This is a genomic window from Antiquaquibacter soli, from assembly GCF_030580675.1.
GTDB lineage: Bacteria > Actinomycetota > Actinomycetes > Actinomycetales > Microbacteriaceae > Rhodoglobus > Rhodoglobus soli.
The window spans coordinates 175,327-197,123 of record NZ_JAUQUB010000002.1; the positions used below are offsets into that span (position 1 = coordinate 175,327).

At 71.2% G+C, this 21,797-nt stretch carries 18 protein-coding genes; 7 read left to right on the top strand and 11 right to left on the bottom strand.

What is annotated here, in order from left to right:
• Nucleotides 1-35: 35 nt before the first annotated feature.
• Nucleotides 36-1,466, bottom strand: coding sequence for a class I adenylate-forming enzyme family protein (locus tag Q5716_RS10905; protein WP_305003166.1), 1,431 nt, complete (start codon nucleotides 1,464-1,466; stop codon nucleotides 36-38).
• A 120-nt stretch (nucleotides 1,467-1,586) separates the two neighbouring features.
• Between Q5716_RS10905 and Q5716_RS10910 the strand changes: the two genes are divergently transcribed.
• Nucleotides 1,587-2,927 carry a choice-of-anchor Q domain-containing protein gene (locus Q5716_RS10910; RefSeq protein WP_305003167.1) on the top strand — a complete coding sequence of 447 codons (1,341 nt, stop codon included), beginning with the start codon at nucleotides 1,587-1,589 and terminating at the stop codon, nucleotides 2,925-2,927.
• 69 nt (nucleotides 2,928-2,996) lie between these two features.
• Here the strand turns inward: Q5716_RS10910 and Q5716_RS10915 are convergent, their stop codons facing one another.
• Nucleotides 2,997-3,413: a GNAT family N-acetyltransferase gene (locus Q5716_RS10915; protein WP_305003168.1), complete on the bottom strand. Its 417-nt coding sequence runs from the start codon at nucleotides 3,411-3,413 to the stop codon at nucleotides 2,997-2,999.
• Between the two features lie 143 nt (nucleotides 3,414-3,556).
• Between Q5716_RS10915 and Q5716_RS10920 the strand changes: the two genes are divergently transcribed.
• From Q5716_RS10920 to Q5716_RS10935, 4 genes are all read left to right on the top strand, one after another.
• A complete protein-coding gene (locus Q5716_RS10920; protein ID WP_305003169.1) occupies nucleotides 3,557-3,811 on the top strand; it encodes a hypothetical protein in 255 nt (84 codons plus the stop codon).
• 79 nt (nucleotides 3,812-3,890) lie between these two features.
• On the top strand, nucleotides 3,891-4,703 hold the full coding sequence (locus tag Q5716_RS10925; protein ID WP_305003170.1) for a patatin-like phospholipase family protein: 813 nt from the start codon (nucleotides 3,891-3,893) through the stop codon (nucleotides 4,701-4,703).
• A 16-nt stretch (nucleotides 4,704-4,719) separates the two neighbouring features.
• Nucleotides 4,720-5,334 carry a TetR family transcriptional regulator gene (locus Q5716_RS10930; protein ID WP_305003171.1) on the top strand — a complete coding sequence of 205 codons (615 nt, stop codon included), beginning with the start codon at nucleotides 4,720-4,722 and terminating at the stop codon, nucleotides 5,332-5,334.
• An 11-nt stretch (nucleotides 5,335-5,345) separates the two neighbouring features.
• A complete protein-coding gene (locus Q5716_RS10935) occupies nucleotides 5,346-6,980 on the top strand; it encodes an MDR family MFS transporter (protein ID WP_305003172.1) in 1,635 nt (544 codons plus the stop codon).
• Nucleotides 6,981-6,989: 9 nt separating this feature from the next.
• On the opposite strand, the gene Q5716_RS10940 is transcribed toward Q5716_RS10935, so the two are convergent.
• The 6 genes from Q5716_RS10940 to glgX all read right to left on the bottom strand — a co-directional run bounded on the left by Q5716_RS10940 (nucleotide 6,990) and on the right by glgX (nucleotide 15,284).
• Nucleotides 6,990-7,346 (bottom strand): cupin domain-containing protein, encoded by a 357-nt coding sequence (locus Q5716_RS10940; RefSeq protein WP_305003173.1) that lies wholly within the window; start codon nucleotides 7,344-7,346, stop codon nucleotides 6,990-6,992.
• Nucleotides 7,343-8,743 carry an NAD(P)/FAD-dependent oxidoreductase gene (locus tag Q5716_RS10945; RefSeq protein WP_305003174.1) on the bottom strand — a complete coding sequence of 467 codons (1,401 nt, stop codon included), beginning with the start codon at nucleotides 8,741-8,743 and terminating at the stop codon, nucleotides 7,343-7,345. The genes Q5716_RS10940 and Q5716_RS10945 overlap by 4 nt, the downstream gene beginning before the upstream one ends.
• A gap of 32 nt (nucleotides 8,744-8,775) precedes the next feature.
• Complete coding sequence (locus Q5716_RS10950; protein ID WP_305003175.1) at nucleotides 8,776-9,048, bottom strand: hypothetical protein; 273 nt, start codon at nucleotides 9,046-9,048, stop codon at nucleotides 8,776-8,778.
• 117 nt (nucleotides 9,049-9,165) lie between these two features.
• The gene (gene treZ / locus Q5716_RS10955) at nucleotides 9,166-10,905 is read right to left on the bottom strand and encodes a malto-oligosyltrehalose trehalohydrolase (protein ID WP_305003176.1); all 1,740 of its coding nucleotides are present in this window, start codon (nucleotides 10,903-10,905) and stop codon (nucleotides 9,166-9,168) included.
• Nucleotides 10,905-13,154, bottom strand: a complete 2,250-nt coding sequence (gene treY / locus Q5716_RS10960; protein ID WP_305003177.1) for a malto-oligosyltrehalose synthase — start codon at nucleotides 13,152-13,154, stop codon at nucleotides 10,905-10,907. The genes treZ and treY overlap by 1 nt, the downstream gene beginning before the upstream one ends.
• 15 nt (nucleotides 13,155-13,169) lie before the next feature.
• Entirely contained in the window at nucleotides 13,170-15,284 is a 2,115-nt protein-coding gene (gene glgX, locus Q5716_RS10965; protein ID WP_305003178.1) for a glycogen debranching protein GlgX, read from the bottom strand.
• Nucleotides 15,285-15,474: 190 nt separating this feature from the next.
• On the opposite strand from glgX, the gene Q5716_RS10970 reads away from it, so the two are divergent.
• Nucleotides 15,475-15,873: a hypothetical protein gene (locus tag Q5716_RS10970; RefSeq protein WP_305003179.1), complete on the top strand. Its 399-nt coding sequence runs from the start codon at nucleotides 15,475-15,477 to the stop codon at nucleotides 15,871-15,873.
• A 5-nt stretch (nucleotides 15,874-15,878) separates the two neighbouring features.
• On the opposite strand, the gene Q5716_RS10975 is transcribed toward Q5716_RS10970, so the two are convergent.
• Together Q5716_RS10975 and Q5716_RS10980 are read right to left on the bottom strand one after the other, a co-directional pair.
• Nucleotides 15,879-17,651: a choice-of-anchor Q domain-containing protein gene (locus tag Q5716_RS10975; RefSeq protein WP_305003180.1), complete on the bottom strand. Its 1,773-nt coding sequence runs from the start codon at nucleotides 17,649-17,651 to the stop codon at nucleotides 15,879-15,881.
• A gap of 42 nt (nucleotides 17,652-17,693) precedes the next feature.
• Nucleotides 17,694-18,227, bottom strand: coding sequence for a TetR/AcrR family transcriptional regulator (locus Q5716_RS10980; RefSeq protein WP_305003181.1), 534 nt, complete (start codon nucleotides 18,225-18,227; stop codon nucleotides 17,694-17,696).
• A gap of 53 nt (nucleotides 18,228-18,280) precedes the next feature.
• Between Q5716_RS10980 and Q5716_RS10985 the strand changes: the two genes are divergently transcribed.
• Nucleotides 18,281-20,581, top strand: coding sequence for an MMPL family transporter (locus Q5716_RS10985; protein ID WP_305003182.1), 2,301 nt, complete (start codon nucleotides 18,281-18,283; stop codon nucleotides 20,579-20,581).
• A gap of 11 nt (nucleotides 20,582-20,592) precedes the next feature.
• Here Q5716_RS10985 and Q5716_RS10990 read toward each other — a convergent pair whose 3' ends face one another.
• On the bottom strand, nucleotides 20,593-21,744 hold the full coding sequence (locus tag Q5716_RS10990) for a serine hydrolase domain-containing protein (protein ID WP_305003183.1): 1,152 nt from the start codon (nucleotides 21,742-21,744) through the stop codon (nucleotides 20,593-20,595).
• Between the last annotated feature and the right edge of the window lie 53 nt (nucleotides 21,745-21,797).

Sequence of the window (21,797 nt, forward strand, 5' to 3'; positions counted from 1 at the left end):
GAGACGGGTCGACGGCCACTTCGCGCCGGGTGGCCTCAACCTCCGACGACCCGCGCGTAGGTCTGCGCGAGCATCCCGCGCTCCACCTTGCCCATGCGGTTGCGCGGGATCTCCGACACCGCCCAGTAGGCGGTCGGATGCCCGACCGGCAGCAGCTCGCGGAGCCTGCGGTCCAGGGCGCGCAGGTCGACTCCCGGGCGCCCGACGACGGCGAGGCCGAGCTCGGCGCGGCCCGACGCCCGCTCGACGGGGAAGGCCGCCGCATCCGTCACTCCGGGGAAGGACCGCGCGAGTTCGTCGACCCGGTCGGGGTCGACCTTGAGCCCGCCGATGTTGACGATCTCGGATGCGCGCCCGCTGAGCCGCACGGACCCGTCCGCGTCGATCGACGCGAGGTCGCCCGGGACGAACCAGCCGCCAGGGAACTCCGCCACGGTGCCGTTCTCGAGGTAGCCCGACACCATTCCGGGCCCCCGGTAGCGCAGGGTCCCCTCGACGCCCGGGGCGACGGGCATGCCCGACTCGTCGACGACCTGCAGCTCGAACCCCGGCAGCACCGAGCCGACGTTCGCCGAGTCCTCGTCGTCGAGCATCCTCGACGTCATTCCGCCGCCCTCGGTCGAGCCGTAGACGATGCGGATCGGCACGGCCAGGAGCTCGCGGATGCGGCGCAGCAGCGCGGGGCCGGGAGCGGCGCCGGCCATCCGGACCTCCTCGAGCGCCGGCAGCTGGATGCCGGATTCCTCCACCACGTCGAGCGCGGTCGCGAGCTGCTGGGGCGAGCCGGCGAGAACCCGGATGCCGTCGTCGGCGGCGAAGCGCAGCACCTCGGCGTCGATGCGGTCCACGGCGCGGAACGCCTCCCCGTGCCGCAGTGCGGCGACGGCGGTGTGGAATCCGCCGGTCGTGGAGAGCGGCATGAAGTCGAGCTCGGGGCGGGCATCCGTCCAGTAGGCGTCGAGGCCGAGGCGGCGGTGCTCGAACGCGTTCGCGGCGTAGGCGGCCGCTCGCGGGGTGCCCGTGGTGCCGCTCGTCATCATCAGGCGGACGATCGAGTCCGGGCGCGGGTAGTCGACGAGCGTGTCGGCACCGGATGCGGCTGCCGTCGCCCCGGCGAGCCACAGGTCGTCCACCGCGAGCATGATCGGCGCGAGGCCGCGCGAGGCGCCCGGAGACGAGATGAGCGCGTCCGGCTGCAGCGTGCCGAGACCCGGCACGCCGCGCACGGACACCGATCGCGTGGCGATGCGGAGGAGGGCGAGGTCGACGATCCACTCGAGGGCGGCGGGAAGGTCGAGGGCGACGACGTGGCGGGGCGTCACCCCCTCGCCGCGAAGGCGCTCGGCGACGGCGAGAGTGAGGTCGCGCAGCTCCCCGAACGAGTAGCGACCGCGCGGCGTGGAGATCGCGGTCACCGCGGGGCGTTCGGCGGCGTGCCGGTCGAGGTCGGCGAGGGGCGAGATCACGACACCGACCCTAGGACATTAATAGTGAGCAGCAGTCGCGCTGAGGGTAGACGAGGCCGTAGACTGTGCCCACATTCCGCAACGCCATCGCCCGGGACACCGGGCTTTCAGGAGCCACTCGTGACCACCGCCACCTCGACCCCTGGTCAGTCCTTCCTCCGCCGCCGCAGCACGCGCGTCGCCCTCGGCCTCGCGTCGGTCGCCGGCTTCACGCTCCTCGGCACCGCCCCGGCCCTCGCGGCCGAGGCGAGCGACTGCACGGCCGGCAACACCGTGGATGCGGGTGCCGGGGGCACGCGCGCGGACATCCAGACCCTCCTCGACGCGGACACGGCGGTCATCTGCCTCAGCGGCACCTTCGACGTGGACACGACCCTGACCGCCGATTACGGCGTCACGCTCTTCGGCCTCTCGGGCGCGGTGCTCGACGGCGGCGGGGACACGCAGATCTTCTCCAACTCGACGACCGACACGACGACCGTGCAGAACATCACGTTCCAGAACGGCTACGTCGACGGCGACGGCGGGGCGATCAACGCCTACGCGGTCGTCGCGCTCGACTCGAGCTTCATCGACAACGAGGCGGAGGGCGATGGCGGGGCGATCTACTCGTACGCCACGATCGCGGAACGCTCGACCTTCGACGGCAACCTCGGCGACTTCGGTGGCGCGGTGTTCGGCCAGTACTCGGTCGAGGCGACGGACTCCACGTTCACCGCGAACGAGGCGCAGTACGGCGGCGCGATCTTCACGTACGGCGTCGCGACCGCGACCGCCTCGACCTTCGCCGACAACGGCGCGGAGTCGGGCGGCGCGATCCTCGCCGACGAGGAGGTGCAGATCGAGAACTCCACGTTCGTGAGCAACTCGGCCGGTCTCGGCGGTGCCGTGCTCGGCGGCTCCGGCCAGGTCATCCAGTCGACGTTCCTGGAGAACGGCGCAGCCGACGCCGAGTCCGTCTACGCCTGGGACGGCAACATCGACGTGCGCGGCAACATCTTCGCCGGCTCGGCGGGCGGCGTGGCTCAGGTCGGCGCCGACGACGAGGACACCGTCACCGACCTCGGCGGCAACATCTTCACGACCTCCGAGGCGACCGAGTCCGAGCTCACCGACGTGCAGGCCAGCACGCTCTTCGAGATCTCCACGGCCCTCATCTTCGACGGCGCCGAGCTCGCCGACAACGGCGGACCGACGCAGACGGTCGCGCTCTACGCGCAGAGCCCCGCGGTGGATGCCGTGCCCGCCGGTTCGCCCTCGGTCGACGTCGACCAGCGCGGGGTGGCCCGCGGCGCCGTGTCCGACGCCGGCGCCTACGAGTTCGTCGCGGCGATCGCGCCCGACAAGCCCGCGCTCGCCGCGACCGGTTCCTCGGTCTCCGGGTGGGTCGCCGGTGCCGCGGGCGCGCTGCTCGCCGCCGGTGCCGTGGCGATCGCCGCGGTGCGTCGCCGCCGCGCGTAGCTCGGTCGCCATTTCGGCGGGCGGCGGGTGCCGCGGCGCCCGCCGTGTGCCGGAAAGCGTGCCAGATCGTCAGTCGCGGGCGGGCAGGAGCACGTGCATCCCGGTCGCGCCCTCCGTCGTGAACCCCAGGCTCTCGTAGACGCCCTCTGCGTCGGAGCTCGCGAACAGGCCGACGAACGCGGGCCGCGTCGCCGTCGCCGCCACCCAGGTCACGAGCCGGGCGGTCAGCTCCGACGCGATGCCGTCCCCTTCGTGGTCGGGATGCACGACGACGTCCTGCACGTAGTAGTAGTGCACTCCGTCGCCGACGAGCCGGGCCATCCCCACCACCTCGCCGTCCCGGACGGCGACCGCGCCGCGCACCGAGGCGCGCAACGACGCCTCGAGCACCGACTCGTCGATGTGGTCGCTCCACCCCACCGAGTCGCGAAGGGCGCGGTGCTCCTCGGCGGTCGCCACCCGGTCGATGATCTCGAACGTCGCCATACCTCCAGGGCACCAGACGCGGCGCGTGCCGCCAAGTGCTTGACACGGGCTCCGGGGCGCCTGTCAAGCCCTCGGCTCGCTCGTCGCACCCGGCCTACAGTCGACCTGGGCGGTCAGTGTCGACCGCGGCAAGGGGATCGATCATGCAGGGATTGGACAAGCACGCCGAGGATCGGCGAACCGGATTGCACTGGATGCCCGTGAGCGGAGTACAACCCGTCGCCTACGTCGCGCGGCTCGACGACCGGCCGCTCGCGATTCTCGAGTTCGTGCCGGGGGCGGGGTTCCGGATGACCGCGTGCTCGGGCGAGGCGCTCGGGGTGTTCGAGACCGCGGAGGAGGCTTCGCGCGTGCTGCGGTCGTGGGCGTCGCGGGCCCGGGAGCGCGCGACGGCGTAGCCGGGATGCCCGCCCCGGTCGCTACACTGACGGCAGTCAGCATCACCCCAGGAGCCGTCATGACCAGAGTGAGCACGCCGTGACCGACGATCGCCCGGTCTGGGTGCTGGGCGGCGGCGGCGTCGCCGGGATCGCCTGGGAGACGGGCATCCTGGCCGGCCTCGCCGACGAGGGCGTCGTCATCGCGCCGGATTCCGTCGTGATCGGCACGAGCGCGGGCGCCGTCGTCGGCGCGCAGGTGACGAGCGGGACATCCCTTGAGGAGCTGTACGCCGTGCAGGTCGCGAACGACCCGCGAGAGGTGTCGCCGAACCTGTCGGCCGGCTCGCTGCTTAAGCTCGCGACCGCGGGCAAGCGGATCGGTCGGCTCGCCCTCGACGCGAAGATCGACGACCCCGGTCGCCACCTCCGCATCATCGCCGACCGGCTTCCGGTGCACGACTGGCCGGCGATCGATCTGCGGCTGACCGCGTTCGACGCGGAGTCGGGCGAGTTCCGAGTGTTCACCCGCGATGACGGGGTGGCGCTCGTCGACGCGGTCGCGGCGAGTTCGGCCATCCCGCTGTCGATGGCGCCCGTGCAGATCCAGGGCAGGCACTACATCGATGGGGGAATGCGCTCGGCGATCAACGCCGATCTCGCTCCGGGGGCCGGGCCGGTCGTGGTGCTCGCCCCGTCGACGGCATCGTTCGGCTCGGGGGTGTCCTTCGAGAAGCAGCGGGCGGCGCTCGGGGGCCGCCGCGTGACGGTGATCGAGCGGGATGCCCCATCCAAGGCCGCGCAGGGCCGCAAGCTCATGGACCGCAGCGTCGTCCCCGCTGTCGTGGCCGCGGGGCGGGCGCAGGGCCGTGCCGAAGCCGCCCGCGTGCGAGTTGCACTAGCGGGTCAATAGTGCAAAACTGCACTATGTGATTGATAGTGCAACGCTGAGCCCGGCAGAGGTGCGTCGCCAGCAGACCGCGCACCGCCTCACGGCCGCGTGCCGCCGGTTCACCGCCGATCGCGGCCTCGCCGGATTCACCGTCGACGAGGTGTGCGACGAGGTCGGCATCTCGCGCCGCACCTTCTTCAACTACTTCCCCTCCAAGGAAGAGGCGGTCGTCGGCGTCGACGAGCAGAGCGAGCTCGAGCGCTTCGCCCAGGACTTCCTCGCGCGGCCCTCGCGCGGCTGGCCCGCCGTACTCGACGACCTCGCGGAGCTTGTGGCGACCCACGCGGTCACGAGCGGGCTGTCCGTCGAGGAGCACCTCGAACTCCACGCCGCCCTGCAGCGCGAACCTAAGCTCCTCGCCCGATTCATGGGCATGAGCCAGGAGCGCGACCGCCAGCTCGTCGAGCTCGTGGCCCACCGCGAGGGGGTTCCCACGACCGACCCGCACGCCCGCGCCACCGTCGCCGTTTTCGGCGCCGCCGTGCGCGCCGCCGGCGAGCAGCTCTTCTCCGGCGGCGGCATCACCGACTTCGGCACCGCCCTCATCGGCGTGCTCGCCGACATCCGCACCGTCCTCACCGACCACTCCTGAAAGGCACCACCGTGACCTCCGCCCCCGCCCGCACACCCGACAGCGAGCAGCCCCTGCTGCTCACCCAGCGCCGCATCTGGATCATCTTCGGCGCGCTCATCGCCGGGATGCTCCTCTCGAGCCTCGACCAGACCATCGTCTCCACCGCCATGCCGACGATCGTCGGGCAGCTCGGCGGCGTCGAGCACCAGGTCTGGCTCACGACCGCGTACCTCCTGGCCACCACGATCGTCATGCCCGTCTACGGCAAGTTCGGCGACGTGCTCGGTCGCCGCACCCTCTTCCTCGTGGCGATCGCGCTCTTCACGATCGCCTCGGCCGGCGCCGCCTTCGCGGGCGACTTCACCCAGCTCATCATCTGGCGCGCCGTCCAGGGCCTCGGCGGCGGCGGACTCATGATCCTCTCCCAGGCGATCATCGCCGACATCGTGCCCGCCTCCGAGCGCGGCAAGTACCTCGGTCCTCTCGGTGCGATCTTCGGCCTCTCCGCCGTGGGCGGCCCGCTCCTCGGCGGCTTCTTCGTCGACCACCTCACCTGGCAGTGGGCGTTCTACATCAACATCCCGATCGGCATCGCGGCGTTCGCGATCGCCTGGTTCACGCTCACGCTGCCGTCGAAGAAGGCGACCGCGCCGATCGACGTGCTCGGGGTCATCCTGCTGTCCGCCTTCACGACGTGCCTGATCTTCTTCACCGACTTCGGCGGCGACGCCGACCAGGGCTGGGACTCGCCGCTCACGTGGGCCTTCGGTGGCGGGATGCTCGTCGCCGCGCTCCTCTTCGTGCTCGTCGAGGCGCGCGCGAAGGACCCGATCATCCCCCTCTCGTTGTTCAAGAACCCGATCTTCGTGAACGCCACGGCGATCGGACTCACCCTCGGCCTCGGCATGTTCGCGGCGATCGGCTTCGTGCCGACGTTCCTGCAGATGTCGTCGGGCACGTCGGCCGCGGCATCCGGGCTCCTGATGCTGCCGATGATGGTGGGTCTCATCGGGACGTCGATCGCGTCGGGCGTCATCATCACGCGCACCGGTCGCTACAAGATCTTCCCCATCATCGGAACGCTCATCACCGGGGCCGCGATGGTCGCGATGACGACGCTCGCCGCGGACACCCCGATCTGGCTCATCTGCGTGTACCTCTTCGTGTTCGGCGCGGGGCTCGGCCTCATCATGCAGGTCGTGGTCCTCGTCGTGCAGAACGCGGTGCCCGTCTCGGAGATCGGAACGGCGACGTCCACGAACAACTACTTCCGCGAGGTCGGGGCATCCCTGGGCGTCGCCGTGTTCGGCACGATCTTCACGACGCGCCTCACCGAGAACCTGCTGTCGGTCTTCACCGACGCGGGCGCGAACCCGGATGACGCGGCCGGCGCCACGGCGACCCTCGACCCCCAGACGCTCGCCCAGCTGCCCGACGCCGTGCGCGACGGCATCGTGACGGCCTACGCGGACGCGCTCGCCCCCGTGTTCTGGTACCTGCTGCCGTTCGTGGCGATCTCGTTCGTGCTGTCGCTGTTCCTCAAGGAGATCCCGCTGTCGGACGTCGCCGGGCTCGTCGCTCGCGGCGAGGCGATCGGCGGCGAGGAGGCCGAGGCGCTCGAGGCCGCGCGGCGCGCCGGGACGACTCCCGCACCCCGGGAGTAGCAGCGCGGGCTACGCGATGTACAGCTTGCGGAGCGTCTCCGTGATGTGCCACGTGGTGTGCATCCCCGCCGTCAAGCGCACGACGGAGCCCGGGCGCAGCGTGATCGGCTCGAGCAGAGGCATGTCGAAGCGCACCGTGCCGTGACCCGCGAGCACGACGAACACCTCGTCGACCTCCACGTCGGAGGCCGTGCCGGGGGTCATCTCCCACACCCCGATCTCGGGCGGACCGTCGACGAGCACGGCGTAGCCCGTCGTCGGCGAACCCGCCACGACCTGCTCGGCGGCGACCGGTTCGTGCTCCAGGGGTAGCGCGAGCGCGTCGAGGAGGAGTCCGGGATGCAGCGGGCCGAGGTCGACGGTCATGAGTCGAAGCCTAGGCCCAGGGCATCCAGGGTCCTCAGCAGCGCGTTGCGGCGGCCCTGGTTGTGGTCGGCGCGGTCGAGGGAGAGCCGCGTGAGCTGGATGCCGATGGATGCCGCGGGCTCGGGCGGGAAGGGCAGCGGCCGCTCGCGCACCATCCTCAGCCGCGTGCGCTCCGTCGTGAGCCCCTCGAGCTGGTCGAGCATGACCTCGGCGGCGAAGCGGGTGGCCGCGACGCCGAGGCCGGTGAAGCCGGCGGCGTAGGCGACCGAGCCTCCGCGCGCGGTGCCGAAGAACGCGCAAAACCGCGTGCTCGTGTCGATGACACCGGCCCAACGGTGGCTGAACCGCACTCCCGCGAGCTGGGGGAACGTCGTGAAGAAGTGCGACGCGAGGCGCTGGAAGCTCGCGGGTCGATCCTCGTAGGCGGGCCGGATGCGCCCTCCCGCGTGGTACACCGCGTCGTAGCCGCCGAACAGGATGCGGTTGTCGGCGGACAGCCGGTAGTAGTGGAACTGGTTGGCCTGGTCGGCGAGGCCCTGGCGGTGGCGCCAGCCGATCGAGTCGAGCTGGGCATCCGTCAACGGCTCGGTCATGAGCACGTAGTCGTAGACGGGCACCGTCATGAGCCGGTTGCGCTTGAGGAGCGACGGGAACGCGTTCGTCGCGAGCGCGATGCGCGCCGCTCGTACGCTGCCGCGGTCGGTGCGCACGACGCCGGCGTCGATCGAGCGCACGAGGGAGCGCTCGAAGAGCTCGACGCCGAGCTCGGCGGCGACGCGCGCGAGCTCCCCGGCGAGCTTGCCCGGGTGCACGAGGGCCGTCGACCGCGTGTCCCAGCGCCCCGCGAGATAGGTGGGGGAGGCGAGTTCCGACTGCACCGCGGCGTGGTCGAGGTAGATGCTGTCGGCCGTGCTCGGCCCCGCGATCCACTCGAGCTCGTGGGGCTCGAGGGCGACGGTGAGAGTTCCGGTGCGCTCGAAGTCGCAATCGAGGCCGTAGCGCTCGACCGCCTCCTCGATCGCGTCGAGGTTCTCGGCGCCGAGTTCATCGAGCCGGTCGAGCTCCTCCGGCCAGCGGCGCTGCCCGTTGGCCTCGCCGTGCGTGAGGCTCGCCTCCACGAAGCCGCCGTTGCGGCCCGAGGCGGCCCAGCCGATCGTGCGCGCCTCGAGCACGACGACACGCCGCCCCGGGTCGCGCTCCTTGGCCCGGATCGCCGTCCACAGCCCCGTGTAGCCGCCGCCGACGACGACGAGGTCGGCGGCGAGGTCGCCGGAGAGGTGGGGATGACGCGCGCCCGGGGCATCCTCGAGCCAGAAGACCGCGTGCCTGCTGCCCGCGAGCGACTCGGCGACGAGGACAGGGTCAGGGGCGAGGCGCTCGAATACCGTCTCGTGCATGGCTCGATGCTAGGGGCGGCCCGGCCGTCGCGTCACGAGGGGGAGTCGAAGTCGATCCAGTCGAGGTCGAAGTCGATCGTCCCGGTCCGCCGCGCATCGCGGGGCTCGATGGGCTCGACGGGCTCGATGAGCACCGGTGTGGCGGGGGTGACGAGCACGTCGAGCCCCTGCCCGTCGAGCGGGACGTGCACGAAGTCCCCGCCCGAGCGCACCGCTTCGACGATGGAGGCGGCGAGGGCGTCCTTAGTCTCAGCGTCCTTCAGCACGTACGGGTTGTTGCTGATGACCAGTCGGTGGTAGCCCATGAGGCCTCCAATCGGGCGGTAGACCAGCAGCTTAATCCGCGTATGGCTGCCGAATCACGGGGTTGATTCGTTACGTGAGAAGAGGCAATATGCCGACCGGGACACCTGCGGGACCGACTATGCCTCGGTCGACATGATCACGGCCGCCCGTTCGGGCAGGTCGACGGCGCCCGCGACGATGCGCGCATCCTCGACCGTCGCGATCAGAGCTGTCGCGCCTTGGGGCACCGGTACGCGGCGCGGCGCCCGCGCGAGGTTGAGGGCGATCGAGACGCCCGGCCGGTCGACGCGGATCCAGCGCTCGCTCTCGTCGAACTCGACGTCGATCGACGCGAACGACGGGTCCGTGAGCCCGGGATGCTCCCGCCGCAGCCGAACGAGCTGCCGGTACAGCTCGAGGAGGTGCTCGTGCCCCGGCATCCCGAGCTCGCTCCAGTCGAGCCGCGACCGCTCGAACGTCGCCGGGTCCTGGGGGTCGGGCACCACGTCGGGATCCCAGCCCATCCTCTCGAACTCCGCGATGCGCCCCTCGGCGGTCGCCTCTCCGAGCTCGGGCTCGGGGTGCGAGGTGAAGAACTGCCAGGGTGTGCCCGCGCCCCACTCCTCGCCCATGAAGATCATGGGCGTGTAGGGCGACAGCACGGTGAGGACCGCGGCGAGGGCGAGATCGCGGCCGTCCAGGGTCGCCGTCAGCCGGTCGCCGACGGCGCGGTTGCCGATCTGGTCGTGATCCTGCGTGAAGGTCACGAGCGCCCACGTGGGGGTCGACTCCCGGTCGATCGGGCGGCCGTGCTCGCGCTCCCGGAACGAGGACCACGTGCCGTCGTGGAAGAAGCCCGACCGCACCGTCTTCGCGAGGGCGGCGAGCGGCTCGAAGTCTGCGTAGTAGCCCGTCGTCTCGCCGGTGAGGGCGACGTGCGCGGCGTGATGGTAGTCGTCGCACCACTGCGCGGTCATCCCGAGGCCGCCGTCGGCGACGGGCGTGATCATCGCGGGGTCGTTGAGGTCGGACTCGGCGATGAGCGTCAACGGTCGGCCGAGCTCCTCGGCGAGCGCATCGACCGCCTCGCTGAGCTCCGCGAGGAGGTGCCGCTCGCTCGAGTCGCGCAGCGCGTGCACCGCGTCCAGCCGCAGGCCGTCGGCGCCGAAGTCGCGCAGCCACATCAGGGCGTTGTCGAGGATGAACCGGCGCACGGTCTCGGAGCCCTCGCCGTCGAGGTTCACCGACTGCCCCCACGTGTTGGCGCTGCCGTCGTCGAGGTACGGCCCGAACCGCGGCAGGTAGTTGCCGCTCGGCCCGAGGTGGTTGTAGACGACGTCCTGGATGACGCCGAGACCGCGCTCGTGGCACGCGTCGACGAAGCGCTGGTAGGCCTCCGGTCCGCCGTAGGTGTGCTGAACGGCGAACCAGCCGACTCCGTCGTAGCCCCAGTTGTGCGTGCCGTTGAAGGAGTTGACCGGCAGCGGCTCCACGAAGTCGACCCCGAGGTCGACGAGGTGGTCGAGCCGCTCGATCGCCGAATCGAGGGTGCCGCCGGGCGTGAACGTGCCGACGTGCAGCTCGTACAGCACCGCGCCCTGAATCGAGCGGCCGTCCCACGGCGCGGGCGGTCGCGGAGCCCACGTCCGGGAGAGGCCGTGGACGCCGGTCGGCTGCTCGAGGGAGCGCGGGTCGGGCACGGGGGTCTCCTCGTCGTCGAGCAGGAAGCCGTACTCGAGGCCGGGCATCCACTCGACGGGCTCGGCGGGATGCCACCAGCCGGCGCTCTCCCGCTGCATGTCGACCACCCGCCCGCCGACCTGCAGCCGCACCCGCTGCGGCCGCGGCGCCCACACCTCGAACGGGCCGCGGGCCATCACAGCGCCTCCAGCAGCGCGACCGGGTAGCGGTGGAAGACCTCGGAGAGCAGCAGCTCGCCGCCCTCGAACTCTCGCTCCGAGATCGCATCGCGGAACGCGCGGCCCGGCACGAGCACGCTCGTGTCGCCCCACCCCCCGGCCCGATCGAGGCCGATCGGCAGCCTCGTCGCGAGGGTGATGGCGTCGCCGCGGTCGAACGCGACGAGGTGGTCTCGGCGCTCGCCGATGCCGTAGACCGGCTCGTAGCGCGAGAACAGCCCGGGCCTCGCGCGGCGCAGCCGCAGCGCCCGGGTCGTGACGAGCAGCTTCGCCGCACCCGACTCGTCGACCGGCGGATGCGCCCCCGCGTCGATCGCGGCGAGCAGCAGCCGCCGCTGATCGAAGTCGACCGGGCGGCGGTTGTCGGGGTCGACGAGCGAGTTGTCCCACAGCTCGCTGCCCTGGTAGACGTCCGGCACCCCCGGGGCGGTGAGCTGGATGAGCTTCGCCGTGAGCGAGTTCGACCACCCGGCAACCCGCACGAGGTCGGCGGCGGCGTCGAGCACGGCGGCGACCGCGGGGTCGTCGTAGGCGAGGTCGAGGGCGGCGTGCATCCTCGACTCGAACTCGTCGTCGGGGCGGGTCCAGTTCGTCGACGACGACGCCTCGCGCGCGGCCTTCTCGGCGTAGGCGTGCAGTCGCTCGCGCTCGATCGGCCACGCGCCGACGGCCGTCTCCCACAGCAGGTCCTCGAGCACCGGGTCGCCCATCGGCGCGAGCTCGCGCAGCCGGGCGAGTGCCGCCGCCCACTCCCGCGGCACCTCCGAGAGCGCCGTCACGCGGGCGCGCACGTCCTCCCCGCGCTTCGTGTCATGCGTGGAGAGGGTCGTCATCGAGGTCGGCGACTGCGCGTGCCGGCGCAACTGCCGCTCGTGGAACGTCGGCAGCCCGATCGAGAACTCGTCGGGGTCCCCGCCGACCTCCGTGAGCGACACGAGCCGCGGGAACCGGTAGAACGCGGTGTCCTCGACGCCCTTCGCCATGATCGGCCCGGTGGTCTGCTGGAAGCGCTGGGCTGCGGGATGCTCGGGGTCGGACAGCACCGGCCAGAGCGCGTCGAGCACGGGGCCAAGCTCTGGGCGACGGCGCCGCGCATCCGCCATCGCCGCCTCGAGGTGCTCGAGGCCGTAGGGCAGGTAGGTGCGGTACACGGGGAAGCACGCGGCGACCTCGGCGAGGGCATCCTGAGCGTTCTCCACGCCCGGGATCTGACGGGCGACGCGGGCGACCTCGGAGGCGAGGATGCCGTCGGCGACCCCGCGGCGAGTGTCGTGGATGAGGTCCGCCCACCGCGGCGCCGGGGCGAGCGCCTCCAGCCGCGGAAGTCCTGCCGGGTCGACGAGCAGGCGGTCGATGTCGCCGAGCGCGTCGTAGCCGGTCGTGCCCGCCGCCTGCCAGTGCGGCGGGAGGGTCTCGTCGCCCTCGAGGATCTTCTCGACGAGCACGTACGCGCCGTCCGTCGCGCGCGCCAGGTCGTCGAGGTAGCCGCCGGGGTCGAGGAGGCCATCGGGATGATCGACCCGGAGGCCGCTCACGAGGCCCTCGTCGATCCAGCGCAGGATCTCCGCGTGCGACTCCTCGAACACGCGGGGGACCTCGACCCGGATGCCCGCGAGCGAGTTCACCGCGAAGAACCGCCGGTAGTTGAGCTCGGCATCCGCCCGCGTCCAGTGCACGAGCTCGTAGTGCTGGCGGTCGTGGACCTCCTCGGGGGAGCCGTGGCCCGTGCCTTCGGCGATCGGGTACCGGGTTCCCGCGTGGACGAGGAAGCCGTCGACGATCTCGAGCTGCGACTCGTCGCCGAGCACGGGGATGCGCAGCCGGGGCGAGAGCTCCCAGTCGATGTCGAAGGCGATCGCGTGCGGCGACTCGCGGCCGTGCAGCAGCACATCCCACCACCACGGCGACACCTCCGGCGTCGCCACGCCGACGTGATTGGGCACGATGTCGACGAGGAGGCGCCGACCGTGGGTGCGGGCCTCGAGGGCGAGCTCGTCGAGGCCCTCGCGGCCGCCACGATCCGGGTCGATGAGCGAGTGGTCGACGACGTCGTAGCCGTGCGGAGACCCGGGCTCCGCCTTGAGCAGCGGGGACAGGTAGATCCAGTCGGCGCCGAGATCGGCGAGGTACTCGGCGAGCCGCGCGGCGGCGGCGAGGTCGAAGCCGGCGTGGATCTGCAGCCGGTAGGTGGACGTGGGGATGCGCATCGCGGTCCTCAGGGCTCAATCGCCGAGCAGCAGCACGAGTGACCGCGAGACGAGGGTGAAGGTGGTGCCGGCGGCGAGATCGCCGTCCGGGCCGTGGGCGGTGTCGACCTCGAGGGACCAGCGGGCCGAGTACTCCTCCGGCGGGAGCGTGCACTCGACGTCGTCCTCGGCCGCGTTGAAGTACAGGAGGGCGTGCCGGTCCGTGATGCGGCCGCCCCGGGCATCCCGGCCCCGGATCCCGTTGCCGTTGAGGAAGACACCCGCGGCTTTGATGAAGCCGGCCTCCCAGTCCGCCTCCTCCATGGAGCCGCCCTCGGTCGTCAGCCACTCGATGTCAGGCAGGGGCTCGCCGCGACCGCGCGTCACCGGCCGGCCGGTGAAGTAGCGAACGCGGCGGAAGGTCGGATGCTCCGCCCGCAGCCGCGTGAGGGTCGCCGTGAACTCGATGAGCTCCTCGTCGGCCTCGTCCCAGTGCACCCAGCTGAGCTCGGAGTCCTGCGCGTACACGTTGTTGTTGCCGAGCTGGGTGCGGCCGAGCTCGTCGCCGTGCGCGATCATCGGAACGCCCTGCGAGAGCAGGAGCGTCGCGAGGAAGTTGCGCTGCTGACGCGAGCGGAGCGCGAGGATGCCCGGGTCGTCGGTCTCCCCCTCGACGCCGCAGTTCCACGACCGGTTGTGGGACTCGCCGTCCTGGGAGTCCTCGCCGTTCGCCTCGTTGTGCTTCTCGTTGTAGGAGACGAGGTCGCGCAGGGTGAAGCCGTCGTGCGCGGTGACGAAGTTGATGGATGCGACGGGGCGGCGGCCATCCCCCTCGTAGAGGTCCGCGGAGCCCGCGAGCCGCTCGGCGAACTCGCCGATCGCCGACGGCTCCCCGCGCCAGTAGTCGCGCACCGTGTCGCGGTACTTGCCGTTCCACTCCGTCCACTGCGGGGGGAAGCCGCCGACCTGGTAGCCGCCCGGCCCGACGTCCCACGGCTCGGCGATGAGCTTGACCTGCGACACGATCGGATCCTGCTGGACGAGTTCGAAGAAGGTCGCGAGCTTGTCGACCTCGAAGAACTCCCGCGCGAGCGTCGCCGCGAGGTCGAAGCGGAAGCCGTCGACGTGCATCTCGGTGACCCAGTAGCGCAGCGAGTCCATGATGAGCTGCAGCGAGTGCGGGTGGCGCACGTTGAACGAGTTACCGGTGCCCGTGTAGTCCATGTAGAACTGCGGGTCGTCCTCGACGAGCCGGTAGTAGGCGGCGTTGTCGATCCCGCGGAAGGAGAGCGTCGGGCCCAGGTGGTTGCCCTCGGCGGTGTGGTTGTAGACGACGTCGAGGATCACCTCGATGCCCGCGGCGTGCATCGCGCGCACCATCGACTTGAACTCGTCGACCTGCTCGCCCCGGCCCCCGCGGGAGCCTGCACCGCGCGACGAGTACCCGGCGTGCGGTGCGAAGAACCCGATCGTGTTGTAGCCCCAGTAGTTGGAGAGGCCCTTCTCCTGCAGCACCGAGTCGTTCACGAACTGGTGCACCGGCATGAGCTCGAGCGTCGTGATGCCGAGCCGGGTGAGGTGGTCGATGATCGCCGGGTGGGCGAGGCCGCTGTAGGTGCCGCGGTCCTGCTCCGGGATGTCGGGGTGCAGCTGGGTGAGCCCCTTCACGTGGGCCTCGTAGACGACGGTGCGGTTGTAGGGGATGCGCGGGCGCCGGTCATCCCCCCAGTCGAAGTCGTCGTCCACGACGACGCCGAGCATCATGGATGCTGCGGAGTCGTCGTCGTTGCGCTCGTCCGGGTTGTCGAAGTCGTAGCTGAAGAGCGACTGGTTCCAGTCGATCTCGCCGGCGGTCGCCTTCGCGTACGGGTCGAGGAGGAGCTTGTTCGGGTTGGAGCGCAGTCCGCGCGCGGGATCGTACTCGCCGTGCACGCGGTAGCCGTAGCGCTGACCGGGCCCGACGCCGGGAAGGTAGGCGTGCCAGACGAACGCGTCGACCTCCTGCAGGCGCACTCGCGACTCGGTGCCCGACTCGTCGAAGAGGCAGAGGTCGACGGCATCCGCGCTCTCGCTGAACAGCGCGAAGTTGGTCCCCTCCCCGTCGTAGGTCGCGCCGAGGGGGTACGCCGATCCGGGCCAGGTCTGGGTCATGTGTCCACCGTGCGGGACCGGCCCGGGGTGCCGCAACCCGGATCGGGGTGCTTGACACGCCCGCCGCGGTGTGCGACTAGCTCATGCAACCGTCTTCTGACAACCCCAGGACAGGTCGATGAGGCGTCATCTACTCTGCTGGCCATGTAGTTGGTTTGCGCAGCGTCGCGTTATCGGGGAGGGAACGAGCATGGACAGCCTGGAGTCGATCACGGTCACGGCTTTCGACACCCACTGGGAGGCGCGGTTCGGCCTCCACTACGACATCCTGCGCAGCGGCGACTCCCTCGTCTTCGGCCTCGAGACCGAGTCGGGGTCGCGCGAACTCACCGTGCGCGTCGAGCGCGGTCGCGTCGTCGACGTCGCCGTGTGGGATGCCCAGCGCACGCGCCGTGTCGCCCTCCCGTTCGAGTCCGCCGTGCTCGGCGCGCGGGAACTCGTCTGCGTCGTGCCGGCATCCCTCCTCGCCCCGGAACGCGCCCGTGCCCGCGTCATGCTCAACGGCGCGCTCGCCGGTCTCGCATCGGTGCAGTGGGCGAGGGATGACTCGGCCTCTGACCACGACGAGCGGGTGCTCGCGAGCGCCTGACAGCCCTAGGCGGCTCGGCGCCGCCGGGATCGGACGAGCAGGAGAGCGCCGCCGGCCGCGACGGCAGCGGCAATTCCGGCAAGCTCCCACCCGGCGGTGGTTCCGGTGGCTGCCAGCACTCGACCGACCTCGACCGCACCCATGTCGACCGTCCTCGAGACGACGCGGGCGTCGAGGCGCTGATCGGTGGCGGGCGGGTCGGCGGGCGAGCCGCCCGCGTCGATCACCGGGCTCGTGGCGGCGGGGAGGAGGGTGAGCGTCGGCCCGCCGTTGTCGGCGAGCTGACCGAGCTGAGGGTCGCCGCCGAGATTGCCGTCCCCCGACTCGAATGCCGCTCGCACGTCCGGCGAGATGATCTGACCGATGAGGGAGTGGTCGATCGTCACCTCGCTGCCGAACCCTGCGACGTCCTCTGCGCTGACGGAGTTGTCGGCAACGATTGACGACTCGATAGAGAGCGCAGGGCCGAACGCGCCGATCGTGCTGGTGCCCCAGTTGCGGGCGAGGGTGGAGAGCACGATCCGGGCACTCGCCGTAGGGGGTCCGTCCAACCGGAGCCCACTCGCCGGTCCGCTGCCGTTGCCGGAGATCGTGGAGTTCACGAGGTCGATGCTCCCTGCGCCCTCCAGGTCAGCCTGCACCGCAGTCTGCGTGTCGTTGACGGTGCTGCGGCTCACGACGACGGAGGAGCCCCCCGGCCCGACCCGCGCGAGCACGCCGACGGTCGCCGCGCTGATCGTGGACTGATCGACGACGAGCGCGCCGTCGGGCCCGCCGACCACTGCGTCGATGCCCGCGCCCGTGCTGAAGATGATCTGCCCGGAGCTGATGACCACCGAGCCGTCGTCGATCGTCGCAGACACTCCTACCTCGACCCCGTCCGTCGAGAGGCCGTCGACCGCCACGGTGCCCCCGTCTGCCTCGACGGCGAGGCCGACGGTGCCTGTCGTGGGGGTCGTGCGCACCTCGATCCCCGATGCCGCGATCGTCCCGCCCTCGCTCGCGGTGAGTCCCAGCGCGGTCGCGGGACCCGCTGACGAATCGAAGCCGGCGAGCACCATCGGGTGCGTCGAGGTCGTCCGCAGGATCGCGCCGTCGCCGCTGGCTTGCGTGACCGTGATGTCGGCGACCGTCACTGCGGCGTCGTCGGAGCCTTCGATGACGAGCGGCCCGCTCATGAGGTTGGCCCACACGTGCTTGAGCGTCACAACCGCGTCGCCCGAGGCCGACAGCAGCGCGTCGCCGACTGCAGGGGGGCCGTTCACCTCGACGTGCTCGATCGTTGACGTGCCCGAGGTGAGCTCGATGTCGAAGGCCCGGTCGACTCCGAAGAACCGGACATCCGACAGCCGTGCGGATCCGCCGACGATGCTCGTTCCCACGGAGCCAGTGCCGAATACGAAAACGTGCTCGAGGACGGCGTCGTCGCCGATGATACGGATGCTCGGGCCCGTCGCACCACTGATCTGCAGACCGCGGATCTCCACCGCCGAGGATGCGGCGTCGAACCCGGGCCACCCGTTGAAGTCGATGCTCTCGCCCTCGATCCGCACGGGCGAGGTGATCTGCGGCAGCGGTCCCGTGACTCCGAGGTTGCCGCTGATGCGGATCGTCGGCTGGCCCGATCCCGCGTTCGCGTCGTCGATGGCCGCGATGAGCCCGGCGGTGTCGCTCACCGTCACCGCCGCTGAGGCGGCGCCGGGAGCGGATGCGGCGACGCCCGCGAGCGCGAGGACGGTCGTCAGGAGGACGGCGGACGTTCGGGCGTACCGGGCCATCCGTGAAGCGTATCGTCGTCGGGCGCCCTCTCGGGAGTCTCGTCAGCTCCGCAGGATCGTGTCGACGAGCCGGGCCGCGTAGCCCTCGTCGAACGAGCCGCCGCGCAGTGATCTGATGACGATCGCCCCGGTGATCGCCTCGACGACCTCGAGCGGGAACCGAGCCGGCGTCGAGGCGTCGGTGGGGAAGACCCCCAGACGCTCGCTCAAGCGCGCCGCGACCTCGGGGTCCTCCGCCGCGGTGATCACGAGGGAGCGCAGCAACGATTCGTTGCCGGGCAGGAAGTCGAGGATGCTCTGAACCCACGACTGGAGATCGGCGCGGGGGTCGCCCGTGACCGGGGGCTGGAACGGCACGGGGATGAGCATCCCCTCGACGAGGCATTCCGCGACGAGCGCGGTCTTGCTGCCCCACCACCGGTAGATGGTCTGCTTGCCGACGCCAGCCTCCGCGGCGATGCCTTCGATCGTGAGGTGGTCGTAGCCGCGCTCCGCGAACTGTCGGGCGGCCGCAGCCAGGATCGCGAGCCTCGAGCGCTCGCTGCGCAGGGCCCCGGGGCGGCGCTCCGTCGGCATGCTCTCATGGTACTGACGGTTTCAGAGACGCAACGTCTCGTATTATCGAGCGCATGGCTGAACTCCTCTACCGCCTTGGTTCGTTCGCTGCGCGTCGCGCCTGGGTCGTGCTCGGCGCGTGGGCGGCCGCGCTCGCGCTCGCCGTCGGCGGCTTCCTCGTCGGCTTCGGGGGCATCGTCACGAACTTCGACATCCCGAACACGGCGTCGTCGAAGGTGATCGCGGAGCTCGAGGAGAAGCTGCCCGACTACTCGGGCGCAGCCGGCACCGTCGTCTTCCACGCGACGGATGGCCCGCTCACCGACGCTCAGCGCGCGGCGATCAGCGGCCTCGTCGACTCCGCCGGCGACCTGCCGAACGTCTCCCAGGTCGTCGACCCGTTCACCACCACCGCCGATCGGGAGGCACAGCTCGAGCAGCTCGCCGCCGGGCAGGCCCAGCTGGATGCCGCGGCCGCCCAGCTCGACGCGGTCGGGATGCCCCACCCGCCCGAGCTCGAGGCGCAGGCCGAGCAGCTCGCTCTCGGTGCCGAGCTCGCCGAGCTGGCCGCGCCGATCCGCCTCGTCTCCGACGACGGCTCCACCGCCGTCGTGAACGTCGCCTTCGACGTGACCCGGCTCGAGCTGCCGGACGAGTCGAAGCGGGCCGTCGTCGAGCACTTCGAGTCGGAGCCCATCGAGGGCGTGGAGGTCGGGTTCTCGACGGAGATCGCGCAGGGCATCCCGCAGATCTTCGGTGTCGGCGAGGCGATCGGACTGCTCATCGCCGGCGTCGTGTTGCTGGTCGTGCTCGGGTCGCTGCTCGCGGCGGTGTTCCCGATCATCACCGCCGTGACCGGAGTGGCGATCGGGGTGCTCGCCTCCCTCTCCTTCTCGGGCATCGTCGAGATGGCCTCCGCGACACCGGTGTTGGGTGTCATGCTCGGTCTCGCGGTCGGCATCGACTACTCGCTCTTCATCATCAACCGGCACCGGCGGCAGCTGCGCGAGGGCGCCGACGTCCTGGAGTCGATCGCCCTCGCGAACGGCACCGCGGGCAACGCCGTGCTGTTCGCCGGCTCGACCGTGATCGTCGCGCTCCTCGCGCTGACGGTCACGGGCATCCCGTTCCTCGGCGTGATGGGCGTCGTCGGCGCCGTGTGCGTGCTCGTTGCCGTGCTGCTCGCGGTGACGCTCACGCCGGCGCTGCTCGGACTCGCCGGGGCGCGGCCGCTGAGCAAGCGAGCCGCCGCGACGCCGGTCGCGGCACCCGTCGTGAAGCAGCAGTCGATCCTGCGATCGCTCGTCACCATCGCGGTCACCGTCGCCGCGCTCGTCGCGGTCGCGCTGCCCGCCGCGTCGATGCGGCTCGGGCTCCCGGATGGCTCGTCCGAGCCGGTCGACTCGGCGTCGTACCGCGCCTACGTGCTCACCGCCGACGCCTTCGGGGAGGGGGCCAACAGCACCCTGCTCGTCACGGCGGACCTGCCCGCGGGGATCGTTGACGACGACCTCCTCGGTGTGCAGGCCGAGATCGCGCGGACGATCGCCGAGCAGGACGACGTCGTCGCGGTCGCGCCGATCGCCGTCTCCGACGACAACCGCCTCGCGGCGTTCCAGGTCGTGCCGGAGGAGGGTCCGAACAGCGAGTCCACCGATCGGCTCGTGCGCGAGCTGCGCGCGCTGCCCCCGATCGACGGCGACATCCAGCTCGGCGTCGCGGGCCAGTCCGCGATCAACATCGACATCTCCGAGAGCCTCGCGGACGTGCTGCCCCTGTACCTCTCGGTCGTCGTGGGGCTATCGCTGATCATCATGATCGTCGTGTTCCGGTCGCTGCTCGTTCCCCTCATCGCGACGGGAGGGTTCATCCTGTCGCTCCTCGCGACGTACGGCGCGCTCGTCGCCGTCTTCCAGTGGGGATGGCTCGCCCCGGTGTTCGGCATCCACTCGACCGGCCCGATCCTGAGTTTCCTGCCGGTGCTGCTCGTTGGCATCCTGTTCGGTCTCGCGATGGACTACCAGCTCTTCCTCGCGACGGGAATGCGGGAGGCGTTCGTGCACGGATCGCCCGCGCGGCTCGCGGTCGCTCAGGGATTCCGTGCGGGTCGAGCCGTCGTCATTGCGGCGGGCGCCATCATGGTCGCCGTGTTCGGCGGGTTCATCTTCTCCGAGTCCGTGCTCGTGCGCGCGCTCGGCTTCGGCCTCGCCTTCGGGGTACTCGTCGATGCCTTCGTCGTGCGGATGCTGCTCATGCCCGCCGTCATGACGCTGCTCGGCCGCTCGGCGTGGTGGATCCCGCGGTGGCTCGACCGCGTGCTGCCCAACGTCGACGTGGAGGGGGCGGCGCTCGAGCGGCGGCACGCGCTGCATTGAGCATCCCGCAGCTAGAGGAGGGGCCGCAGCGCCTCGTAGATCGGCGGCATGGCGTCCACGATGTCGAGCCGGTTGCGGCAGTAGCCGATGCCGACGCGGAAGGTCAGATCGCCGAAACCGGCCTGGCCTCCGGCGCCGCCGTGCCCGAGGAAGCTCGGCGACAAGTGCGGGACCCCCGGCGACGCGACCTGCACCCCCGCGCCCCAAGCGGGGTAGGGCGCAGCGGCACCGAAGACAGCAGCGCCCGAGCTGCGGACCCGCAGCAGCGCCTCGATCGCCTCATCGCTCAGCAGCCGGTGGCCGAGTGTCGGGGTCACCACGGCCGACCAGATGCGTGCGACCGCGGACGCCGTGCCGAGCGCTGTGGCGGCGGGAAGCCCCGCGCTCGCGACAGCGGGGTCGTTGAAGCCCCGGTCTCCGACGACGAGGGCGGGTGGGAACGATCCGCCGAGAGTGAGGGCGCGCAGCGCCCAGTCCGTCTCCGAGGTGCCGTCGCCGACCGCGAGACGGTCCCATTCGGGTGAGGTTGTGAGGCGGGTGCGGCGGGCGAGCATCCCCTTGTCGGCGGCGAAGGAGACGTCGGCCCCGAGCGGGGCCGCGATCTCCTCGTCGAAGACCTCGATGAGGGTACGCCCGGTCGTGCGCCACACGATCTCATCGGCGATGGTGCCGTAGGTGAGCGCGTGGTACGAGTAGGCCTCGCCGGGCGCCCAGAGTGGTTCCTGAGCGGCGAGTCGAGCCGCCCACGAGCGGGTGTCGGCGAGATCGGACAGCTCGAGGTCGTCGCGCGGTGCCGAGACGCCCGCCCGGTGCGCGAGCGCGTCGCCGATCGACACGGCTCCCTTGCCGTGGGCGCCGAACTCGGGCCAGACCGAGGCGATCGGGGCATCGAGGTCGAGGAGCCCGGCATCCACGAGCCGGCCGATGACGATCGCGCTGAGGCCCTTCGACACCGAGAACATCGCGCTGACCGTGTCGGCGGACCATTCGGTGCGAGCCTCGGCGTCCGCGAGACCCGCCCAGACGTTGACGACCTCGCGGCCGTCGATCCAGAGCGAGAGCGCTGCGCCGGAGGGCTCGGGCGAGATGCCTGTCAGGAACGCGTCGATGACGGGCTCGAAGCCGGTCTCGACGTGGCCGGTGGCGGTGCGGGTCTGGGTCATCGGTGCTCTCCATCGAACGAGTCGCTTGCACTGCGACGATACATCTGGCATGT

Bases quoted from the DNA above. Each gene is read 5' to 3' on its own strand.
- Q5716_RS10915 (WP_305003168.1), bottom strand. From the start codon at position 3,413: ATGGCGACGTTCGAGATCATCGACCGGGTGGCGACCGCCGAGGAGCAC.
- Q5716_RS10920 (WP_305003169.1), top strand. From the start codon at position 3,557: ATGCAGGGATTGGACAAGCACGCCGAGGATCGGCGAACCGGATTGCAC.
- Q5716_RS10940 (WP_305003173.1), bottom strand. From the start codon at position 7,346: ATGACCGTCGACCTCGGCCCGCTGCATCCCGGACTCCTCCTCGACGCG.
- Q5716_RS10945 (WP_305003174.1), bottom strand. From the start codon at position 8,743: ATGCACGAGACGGTATTCGAGCGCCTCGCCCCTGACCCTGTCCTCGTC.
- Q5716_RS10950 (WP_305003175.1), bottom strand. From the start codon at position 9,048: ATGGGCTACCACCGACTGGTCATCAGCAACAACCCGTACGTGCTGAAG.
- treZ (WP_305003176.1), bottom strand. From the start codon at position 10,905: ATGGCCCGCGGCCCGTTCGAGGTGTGGGCGCCGCGGCCGCAGCGGGTG.
- treY (WP_305003177.1), bottom strand. From the start codon at position 13,154: ATGCGCATCCCCACGTCCACCTACCGGCTGCAGATCCACGCCGGCTTC.
- glgX (WP_305003178.1), bottom strand. From the start codon at position 15,284: ATGACCCAGACCTGGCCCGGATCGGCGTACCCCCTCGGCGCGACCTAC.
- Q5716_RS10970 (WP_305003179.1), top strand. From the start codon at position 15,475: ATGGACAGCCTGGAGTCGATCACGGTCACGGCTTTCGACACCCACTGG.
- Q5716_RS10975 (WP_305003180.1), bottom strand. From the start codon at position 17,651: ATGGCCCGGTACGCCCGAACGTCCGCCGTCCTCCTGACGACCGTCCTC.
- Q5716_RS10980 (WP_305003181.1), bottom strand. From the start codon at position 18,227: ATGCCGACGGAGCGCCGCCCCGGGGCCCTGCGCAGCGAGCGCTCGAGG.
- Q5716_RS10985 (WP_305003182.1), top strand. From the start codon at position 18,281: ATGGCTGAACTCCTCTACCGCCTTGGTTCGTTCGCTGCGCGTCGCGCC.
- Q5716_RS10990 (WP_305003183.1), bottom strand. From the start codon at position 21,744: ATGACCCAGACCCGCACCGCCACCGGCCACGTCGAGACCGGCTTCGAG.